The organism is Geobacillus sp. PK12, from assembly GCF_004123125.1.
Classification (GTDB): domain Bacteria; phylum Bacillota; class Bacilli; order Bacillales; family Anoxybacillaceae; genus Geobacillus; species Geobacillus zalihae.
The window spans coordinates 174,161-182,651 of sequence record NZ_SDKL01000020.1; the positions used below are offsets into that span (position 1 = coordinate 174,161).

8 protein-coding genes and 1 pseudogene are annotated in these 8,491 nt (G+C 52.8%); 8 read left to right on the forward strand and 1 reads right to left on the reverse strand.

Annotated elements, in window-relative coordinates:
• Nucleotides 1-91 precede the first annotated feature (91 nt).
• The 8 genes and pseudogenes from ETR37_RS09115 to ETR37_RS09150 all read left to right on the forward strand — a co-directional run bounded on the left by ETR37_RS09115 (nucleotide 92) and on the right by ETR37_RS09150 (nucleotide 7,667).
• A complete protein-coding gene (locus tag ETR37_RS09115; RefSeq protein WP_063193117.1) occupies nucleotides 92-544 on the forward strand; it encodes a MarR family winged helix-turn-helix transcriptional regulator in 453 nt (150 codons plus the stop codon).
• Nucleotides 541-3,705 (forward strand): MMPL family transporter, encoded by a 3,165-nt coding sequence (locus ETR37_RS09120; protein WP_129447164.1) that lies wholly within the window; start codon nucleotides 541-543, stop codon nucleotides 3,703-3,705. The genes ETR37_RS09115 and ETR37_RS09120 overlap by 4 nt, the downstream gene beginning before the upstream one ends.
• Nucleotides 3,706-4,056: 351 nt before the next feature.
• On the forward strand, nucleotides 4,057-4,590 hold the full coding sequence (locus ETR37_RS09125; RefSeq protein WP_081132328.1) for a matrixin family metalloprotease: 534 nt from the start codon (nucleotides 4,057-4,059) through the stop codon (nucleotides 4,588-4,590).
• 33 nt (nucleotides 4,591-4,623) lie between these two features.
• The gene (locus ETR37_RS09130) at nucleotides 4,624-5,250 is read left to right on the forward strand and encodes a hypothetical protein (RefSeq protein WP_081132329.1); all 627 of its coding nucleotides are present in this window, start codon (nucleotides 4,624-4,626) and stop codon (nucleotides 5,248-5,250) included.
• Between the two features lie 131 nt (nucleotides 5,251-5,381).
• Nucleotides 5,382-6,047, forward strand: a complete 666-nt coding sequence (locus ETR37_RS09135; protein ID WP_129447165.1) for a type 1 glutamine amidotransferase domain-containing protein — start codon at nucleotides 5,382-5,384, stop codon at nucleotides 6,045-6,047.
• A gap of 61 nt (nucleotides 6,048-6,108) precedes the next feature.
• A pseudogene (locus ETR37_RS09140) lies at nucleotides 6,109-6,426 on the forward strand (zinc ribbon domain-containing protein); the annotation flags it as partial.
• Between the two features lie 445 nt (nucleotides 6,427-6,871).
• Entirely contained in the window at nucleotides 6,872-7,285 is a 414-nt protein-coding gene (locus ETR37_RS09145) for a (R)-mandelonitrile lyase (RefSeq protein WP_122983933.1), read from the forward strand.
• A 10-nt stretch (nucleotides 7,286-7,295) separates the two neighbouring features.
• A complete protein-coding gene (locus tag ETR37_RS09150) occupies nucleotides 7,296-7,667 on the forward strand; it encodes a DUF2255 family protein (RefSeq protein WP_081132335.1) in 372 nt (123 codons plus the stop codon).
• 188 nt (nucleotides 7,668-7,855) lie between these two features.
• On the opposite strand, the gene ETR37_RS09155 is transcribed toward ETR37_RS09150, so the two are convergent.
• On the reverse strand, nucleotides 7,856-8,404 hold the full coding sequence (locus ETR37_RS09155; protein WP_129447166.1) for a TetR/AcrR family transcriptional regulator: 549 nt from the start codon (nucleotides 8,402-8,404) through the stop codon (nucleotides 7,856-7,858).
• Between the last annotated feature and the right edge of the window lie 87 nt (nucleotides 8,405-8,491).

Here is an 8,491-nt window from a genome sequence, read left to right on the forward strand (position 1 = left end):
AGTTCAACAGTTGAACAAAATGGATGACAGCTCTCCATCTACTGTTGAATTTGGTTGATTGTTCAATGATTGAACCATCGGAGGTGAATCAATGCCGGGACGAAACATCGATGAATGGATCGACCGCTATTTGTCCGTGTCGTTTCTCGTGATGAAACGCGGAGCGGCGCTTGTCAAAGGCAGTCTTTGCGAAGAGATGACGCACGATCAATATTATTTGCTTCGCTACATCCGCCGGCGGGGGGCGTGCACGTCAACGGAGCTCGCGGCGATGTTTGGCGTGAACAAAAGCGCGGTGACGGCGATGACGAATCGCCTCGTCGACAAAGGCTGGCTGCGCCGCGACCGTGACAAGAACGACCGGCGCGTCATCGTCTTATCGCTGACGGAGCACGGGGAAGCATGGGTAGAGGAAATGGACCGCAGCGTCTATCGGCTCGTCGAAGAAGTGATCGCCCGCTTTCCAGAGGAGGAGATCGAAACATTCATCCGCACGTATGAACGGTTGGCCCGCGTGCTGCAGGAGGTGGAAGAAGCGACATGAGAGCGATCATCAAAGGAAAATGGCTCGTACTTGCGGCATGGATCGCCATCGCGGCCGTGCTCATGGCGACGGCGCCGAACATGGGCGATCTTGTCCGCGAGAAAGGGCAGTTGAGCGTGCCGGACGGCTACTCGTCGTCATTGGCGGCAAAATTGATCAAAGAGGCGAACAGCCAGGAAAACAAGCAAAACGAACGGTCTGCGGTGCTTGTCTTTTACCAAAAAGGCGGATTGACGGCGGATGACAAAAAAGAGATTGAACGGGCGGTAAACGCGCTCGAAAAGAAAAAAGAGGAACTTCATGTCACGAACATCGTCTCGCCGTTTGCCAACCGGGAGCTGGAAAAAGAACTCATCTCCAAAGATGGAACGACGATGCTCATTTCCGTCAGCATCGACCCGGCTGGGCGGACGGCGAAGCAATTGACCGACGCCCTGTATAAAGCAGTCGATGGCGTCAAGGTCGAGCATTATTTCACCGGCGGCTGGATGATCGATGAAGATGTCGTAACGAGCTCGCAGGAAGGCGTGAAAAAAACGGAAGGGATCACCGTCGTTTTTATTTTAATCGTCTTGCTCGCCGTGTTCCGTTCGCCGGTAGCGCCGCTCATTCCGCTGCTTGTGGTCGGGGCGACGTACGTCGTTTCGCAGTCAGTCGTGGCGTTTTTGGTCGATCAGGTCAACTTTCCGTTGTCGACGTTTACGCAGACGTTTTTAGTCGCCGTGTTGTTCGGCATTGGGACCGACTATTGCATTTTGCTGCTGAGTCGGTTTAAAGAAGAACTGGCGAAGCGCGGCGACCGGGCGGAGGCGATCGCCGCCACGTACCGGACGGCGGGGAAAACGGTGGCGGCAAGCGGCTTGGCCGTCATGATCGGCTTTGCGGCGATCGGCTTGTCGACGTTTAAGCTGTATCAATCGGCGGCGGCTGTCGCCGTCGGGGTGGCGGTCTTGCTTGCCGCCTTGATGACGCTCGTGCCGTTTTTCATGGCAGTGCTTGGCGAGAAGCTGTTTTGGCCGGTGCGCGGGAAGCTTGAGCACGGGCAAAGCCGGCTTTGGCTTGCGGCTGGCCGATTTGCGTTCGCCCGTCCGCTTTTGGCGCTGGCGATTGTCGCCGTCGTGACCGTGCCGGTGTTGGCGACGTATGATGGCAAACTGTCGTTTGATTCCATGGAGGAGATCGGCGATCATTATCGTTCGGTCAAAGCGTTTGACATCATTGCCGATCATTTCAATCCGGGAGATGCCATGCCGACGCAGGTGGTATTGAAAAGCAAAGAGCCGCTCGATTCGGAAGAAGGACTGGCGTTAATTGAGAAAATGAGCCGTGAGATCGAAAAAGTTGATGGCGTGGCGAGCGTCCGCTCGGCGACGCGTCCGACCGGAGAGCCGATTCAGGAGCTGTATGTCACCGAACAAGCGAAACAGCTCAAAGACGGCCTCGGCGCCGGCAAAGAGGGGATTGAGAAAATCGGCGCCGGACTTGAGACGGCAAGCGAAAAATTGTCCTCGTCCGCGCCGCAGCTCAAGCAGGCGTCATCCGGCATCGGCCAGCTCGTCTCTGGAACGGAGCGGCTTGAAGACGGTCTGCGCCAGCTGCAAAACGGCCTTAGTCAAATCGAACAAGGCGTGCGTCGTGGAGCGGTGGGCGCCGGCGAGCTGCAAAACGGCTTAGTGACGCTTCGCGACAATGCGAAAAAGTTGCAGGAAGGCGCCGCGCAGCTGCTTGACGGCTACAAGCAGACGGAACAAGGGCTGTCGGCATTAAGCGGCCAGTACCGGCAAATCGAAGCGGGATTAAAGGCCGTCGCCAATCAGCTCGCCGCCGTGCAGGCGATGCTTGCGCAAGTCGAACAGGCGCACCCGGAGCTCGCGCAAGACGCCCAATATCAACGAGCGAAAATGACGGTCGCCGCCTTGTCCGAAAAGACGAACGAAATGGCGGACGGCCTCGTACAGTTGAACGGGGCGCTTGAGCAGGCGCGCGCCGGCTTGGCGAAAGCGAACGACTCGTTCGCCCAGCTTGCGGCCGGCCAAGCGGCGGTCAACGGCGGCTTGGACCGGATCATCGCCGGGCTTTCGGAGCTCGAAGCCGGGTTGACGAAAGCGGCCGACGGCCAGAAACAGGCGGTCGACCAATTGCCGCAATTCTCCCGAGGGCTTGAGCAAGTGAACGGCGGCCAGCGCCAATTGCTTGAGCATTTCTCCGCCCTTGGCGGCCAGCTCGCCCAGCTTGTAAACGGCTTGGACCAAAGCGCGTCCGGTCTGCATAAAGTGGCGGACGGCCTCGGAACGGCGGAAACGTATTTAGCCGATTTGTCATCGGCGCCGGAGAAAGACATGGCTGGCTGGCACATGCCGAAGGAAGCGCGCGAAAGCAAAGACTTTGCGCAGGCGAAAGACGCGTATATGTCAAAAGACCGGCGCATCGTGACGTTTGATGTCATTTTAAAAGAAAATCCGTATTCGACATCGGCGCTCAGCCGTGTGGATGACATTCACGCCGCCGCTGAGCGGGCGGTGAAAGGGACGAAGTGGGAAGACGCGACGATCGCTGTCGGCGGCGTCACAAGCACGTACGCCGATTTGCAGGCGATCTCAAACGCCGACTATAAACGGACGGCCGTGCTGATGTTGATCGGCATCGCCATCGTGCTCGCAGCGCTCCTTCGTTCGCTTATCATGCCGCTCTATTTGATCTTGTCGCTCGTCCTGACGTATTACACATCGATGGCCGTCACCGAACTCATTTTCGTCAACGGCCTCGGCTATGCCGGCTTGAACTGGGCGGTGTCGTTCTTCGCCTTTGTGTTGCTGTTGGCGCTTGGCATCGACTACAGCATCTTCCTCATGGATCGGTTCAACGAATACCGCGGCCGGCCGGTGAAGGAAGCGATGCTGTCGGCGATGGGCCATATGGGGACGGTCATCATCTCGGCCGCCGTCATTTTAGGCGGAACGTTCGCCGCGATGTATCCGTCCGGCGTCTTGTCGCTCTTGCAAATCGCGACGATTGTGCTGACGGGGCTTCTCCTTTACGCCCTCGTCGTTCTGCCGCTGTTTGTGCCGGTCATGGTCCGCACGTTCGGCCGCGCGAACTGGTGGCCGTTTCGGCAGCCAGTGAGCGAAGTGGATGGTCTGGAACAACAAAAAATCAGTTAGGAAGGCGAGTCAACAAGGGTGTCCTAAGAGACCGGGACACCCTTTCTTGTTCCTGTATGAAGCAGCAAAATGGTCGATAAAAAGCAATATGTTGTGTTTGGTTTAAGGGGCATTACCCTCTTGGGTCAGCTCCTTTTTCTTAGTCCTTTACGCACGCATAAAAAGAAAGCAAGGCGCTCTGTTTGATTCAACAGAAACGTATATTCCACGTGCTCTGTATAGTTGTTTTCCTTGATTCTTTCCCCGTGAATGTGGATCGTATGGCGCATGGAGAAAAGAGTTTTTGTTTGAATATATTGAATATTATTTATTTTTTGTTAACATAGTTACAAAATATTGAATGTTGGAGTGATGAAAATGAAGTTGAGGAAAATCGCCGTCCCATTCTCGGTAACGTTAGCTATTTTGATAGCTCCCTTAATGGTGCGCGCCTATGTTTTAGAACCTTACTATTGGAAGGATGGAGTAAGCGGCCTCACGTATAAATGGGGAAGCAATCTTCAAACGTCCGGCACGGTGATTCGGACGGCTTTTGAAAATGCCCTCTCCGATTGGAATGAAACGCCAACCCCTGTTTGGTTTTCCTACAGCAGCCGTTCTTCCAACACGCTCAACTCCTACTATGTTTCCGATTCTTCCGAATATGGTGTTTGCAACATCACGTATTCAAGCAGTGAGATACTCCATTTTACAGCTATGGTTAACGCAGGGAATATTAATATCGGAAAAAGCAACGTGGCTCGAAGTGCAGCCGGGCATGAATTAGGGCACGGAATTGGATTGGATCATTCGACAGCGATAGCGATCATGAATTCGAATCGTGATCGGACGCGCATCTATACTCCACAGCAGGATGACATTAATGGCGTAAATGCAAGATATTAATGGGTTCATCTATCCAAGGGGAGGAAAAAGAGGATGAAAAAAATGGTGCTGTTCGCCGTGACGATTGGTGTTATATTTGTGGGCGGAGCCGTCTATTTCATAAAGGATGAAGGGAATATCCATAAACAAATAGGGACTGCCAAAGTAACTCGGCATATCCATACCATCAGTCATTCTGATCGTCCAAAATATACAAATATAAAGGATTTGAGCAAGGCGTCTGACTGCATCTTTATTGGAAGCGTCGAAGGAGTGGCTGGTACGCGAAATCTTGCGCGTAATCCGAACGACCCAGCACAAGAAGATCCGAATATTTATATCGAAGGAGTCGACTATGATGTAAAAGTGATTGAAGTTTTAAAAGGACACGCAAATGCTCATGTTCTTGTCACTGAGCAAAAGCAAATGCGGTTAGACAAAGATGGGCCCATGGTTCAAGATGAGCATTACATCGGTTTGGCATCCGGACAAACCTATATCTTTTTTGTCAAAAAATCGAATTTGACCGGCCGTTATTACAGTGTTGGAGATCCGTTTTTCTTTGTCCTTGAGAACAACCAAGTGGTGCTAAAGACGAAAGAAAAGGATTTGCTGGAGATTTATAAACCTGAAGAAGTAAAGGCGTTCAAAGCGAGAGTGAAAGCAGCAGTGGAGGAATGATGTTTTCGTTTCCTCCACTTATTTTTATCAAGAGCGATTCGATTTCACAAGCATATTTTTTCCGCTTTTGCCCAACGTAAAGTATGATGAGTGGTAGAGAACATACCAGAACCTAAAGGAGGAATGCGGGCATGACGAAACGAGTGCTCATGGTGGTGACGAACCATACGACGATCACCGACGACCATAAAACCGGGCTTTGGCTTGAGGAGTTTGCCGTACCGTATTTGGTATTTAAAGAAAAAGGGTATGACGTGAAAGTGGCGAGCATTCAAGGCGGCGAGGTGCCGCTTGACCCGCGCAGCATCAATGAAAAAGATCCGTCTTGGGCGGAAGCGGAAGCGGCGCTGAAGAACACAGCACGTTTGAGCAGGGACGATGCACACGGGTTTGACGCCATTTTCCTTCCCGGTGGACACGGGACGATGTTCGATTTTCCCGACAATGAAACGCTGCAATACGTCTTGCAGCAGTTTGCCGAAGACGGGCGCATCATCGCCGCTGTCTGCCACGGTCCGTCAGGGCTGGTGAACGCCACATACAAAGACGGCACGCCGATTGTGAAAGGAAAAACGGTCACGTCATTTACGGATGAAGAAGAGCGTGAAGTCGGGCTTGATGTGCATATGCCGTTTTTGCTCGAGTCGACGTTGCGCCTGCGCGGGGCGAATTTCGTCCGCGGCGAGAAGTGGACCGATTTCTCCGTGCGCGACGGCAACTTGATCACTGGGCAAAACCCGCAATCGAGCCGAAGCACGGCGGAGAAAGTCGTCGCCGCGCTGGAAGAGCGGGCGTGAGCGATAAAGGCTGAATGTGCGGCAAAGGGGTGTCCCAAGAGAACGGGGCACCCTTTCTTCATCAGGCATTCGTGAAAAAACAGAACGTGTACGTATCCATGACCGATATGAAACCGTATCGTGGGCGTTCTATCAGTTCCGTCAACTGTTAGAGTATAAGGCACGTTTGCATGGGTCAAAAGTGATTGTGGTTGCTCCGCATTACATCTCTTTGACATGTCCAAAGTGTGGTCATACGGAAAAAGCCAATCGAAAGAAACGTACACACACCTTTTGTTGTCGAACATGCGGATATACCTCAAACGATGACCGCATTGGTGCTATGAACCTTCAACGAAAAGGAATAGAGTACATCGTTGAAGGAACGACACAGGCATGACCTGCGTCGTTGGGCAGCTGTCAACCTGCCCCTAATGCAACCCCAAGTCAAGGAAGGAGGACGAAGTCCGCTCGCACTTCTGGGGAGTTGCAAGCCTCCACTTCAAGCGTTAGCTAAGTGGGGGTAGTTGACGACGGGATGCAGGGACACACATATTGTATCTCTTTTAAAGAGAGGCGATTTTTTGGGACAGCCTCTTGTTTTTTTTTTTTTTTTTTGCACGTCCAGAAGACGGGGAGATGGGCAAGGCGGTTTTCGATGATCAAATGGATGCTCGTTGTTCATTATTCAACAAATTGCGTTGATTTAGCTATTGAAGAGAAAGCGAGCTTTGATATCATAATAGACAAATGTTGAATATATTGGACTATCGGGCGTCAACATGAAGACGGAGAGGCCATCTCTGCCTTGGCGCCCGAGCGGCCATGGAAAGGAGAAAACGCCAATGGAGGAAACAATCGAAATCGTCCGCAACGGCGCTCAGCCGTCGGCGAAAGGGCAGGAAGCGTATTTCACCGGAAGCGTCCGCGTTGATTCACTCTTCCAAGAAAACGAATTCGCTCCGTACTCGGCGGCATACGTCACGTTTGAACCGGGGGCGCGCACGGCATGGCACACCCATCCGGTTGGACAAAGGTTGATCGTGACATATGGTGTTGGATGGGTGCAGGAATGGGGCGGCCCGATTCGGGAAATTCGGGCCGGGGACGTCGTTTGGTTCCCGCCGGGCGTCAAACATTGGCACGGCGCGACGCCGACGACAGCGATGACCCATATCGCTTTAACAGGAGTCGCGAACGGCAAAGCGGTCGAATGGCTGGAAAAAGTGAGCGATGAACAGTATCGCCGGGATGAATAGGAGGAACACGATGGCTGGATGGTCAAGCGAAGAGCTGCGTCGAATCGCAGAAACGGATGATTTGCACATTTCGCCGTTCCGCGAAGACGGCAAAACGTATGGAACACCGACGTGGATTTGGTCGGTGGTCGTTGGCGACTCCCTTTATGTGCGCGCCTACAATGGACAACGATCGAGCTGGTATCAGGCCGCTGTCAAACAGAGAGCGGGGCGGATCACAGCAGCCGGCATGACGAAGGAAGTTGTGTTCGAACCGGTCGATGGATCGATCAATGATTGGATCGATGACGCCTACCGAGAAAAGTACAAAGGAAGTCCGTATTTGTCTTCTATGATCAGCCTCCGCGCCCGTGCGGCGACGGTGAAAATCATGCCGCGATGAACAGCGCCTTCCCAATATAAAAGCCGTCACCGATTGCCAGCTTGCAGCCCGGCGTCGGTGGCGGTTTTTGTTGAGCGGCAAATCTATCAGCTCTTGGCCGCGTCCGTTGCCCTTCTTCCAGTCGATGGCGGTTTTGGTTAAGCATCGAAAGGGGATTTCATACGGCTGTCTAGGGGCGGAATGACGCTTTAATCAAAATTGCGGTCCAGCAAGCGCCCGGTCTGCTCGGCGATGACGCGCGCCGGCAGCGGCCTGCCTTGCTTGAACCACCATTCGACAATCCCGACGACGGCGGAGGCGAAAAATTGCAAGACGACGTCCTCATTCAGCCCTTTGTTTTTTCCAGTTGACGTGTCGACATCCGGCTTGAATTCCTCGATCACCAGCCGCAAAAACCGATTGCGGAAAGACGGCGCCCCTTTGCTAGACAGCATCGTCGAGAAAAACAACTGATGGCGCTCAAAATATTCGTACCAAATGTAGTTTCCTTCCTCAAACGTCAAGTCAGCCGCCTCGCGGCAAAGCTGCCGCAAGTTGTCCATATGTTCTTCAATCAGCTTATCCAATAAATCGTATTTATCGGTGTAGTGAAGATAAACCGTTCCCCGGTTCACATTCGCCCGGTCGGCGATTTCTTGAATTGTAATGTCATCAAACGGCTTTTCCGCCATCAGTTCGATGACAGCGTTTTTGATCGCTTCTTGGCTTTTCACAATGCGCCGGTCGATTTTCGCCATGGTGAACTCTCCCCTTGAAGGCATATTATTTGGTTAAATTATAAACCCGTGGTGCTAGATAAACTTGATCAAGCATAAAAATAGCCC

Excerpts from the sequence above, each read along its gene's own strand:
- ETR37_RS09120 (WP_129447164.1), top strand. The coding sequence starts at position 541 with ATGAGAGCGATCATCAAAGGAAAATGGCTCGTACTTGCGGCATGGATC.
- ETR37_RS09145 (WP_122983933.1), top strand. The coding sequence starts at position 6,872 with ATGGAGGAAACAATCGAAATCGTCCGCAACGGCGCTCAGCCGTCGGCG.
- ETR37_RS09155 (WP_129447166.1), bottom strand. The coding sequence starts at position 8,404 with ATGGCGAAAATCGACCGGCGCATTGTGAAAAGCCAAGAAGCGATCAAA.
- ETR37_RS09130 (WP_081132329.1), top strand. The coding sequence starts at position 4,624 with ATGAAAAAAATGGTGCTGTTCGCCGTGACGATTGGTGTTATATTTGTG.
- ETR37_RS09115 (WP_063193117.1), top strand. The coding sequence starts at position 92 with ATGCCGGGACGAAACATCGATGAATGGATCGACCGCTATTTGTCCGTG.
- ETR37_RS09125 (WP_081132328.1), top strand. The coding sequence starts at position 4,057 with ATGAAAATGAAGTTGAGGAAAATCGCCGTCCCATTCTCGGTAACGTTA.
- ETR37_RS09135 (WP_129447165.1), top strand. The coding sequence starts at position 5,382 with ATGACGAAACGAGTGCTCATGGTGGTGACGAACCATACGACGATCACC.
- ETR37_RS09150 (WP_081132335.1), top strand. The coding sequence starts at position 7,296 with ATGGCTGGATGGTCAAGCGAAGAGCTGCGTCGAATCGCAGAAACGGAT.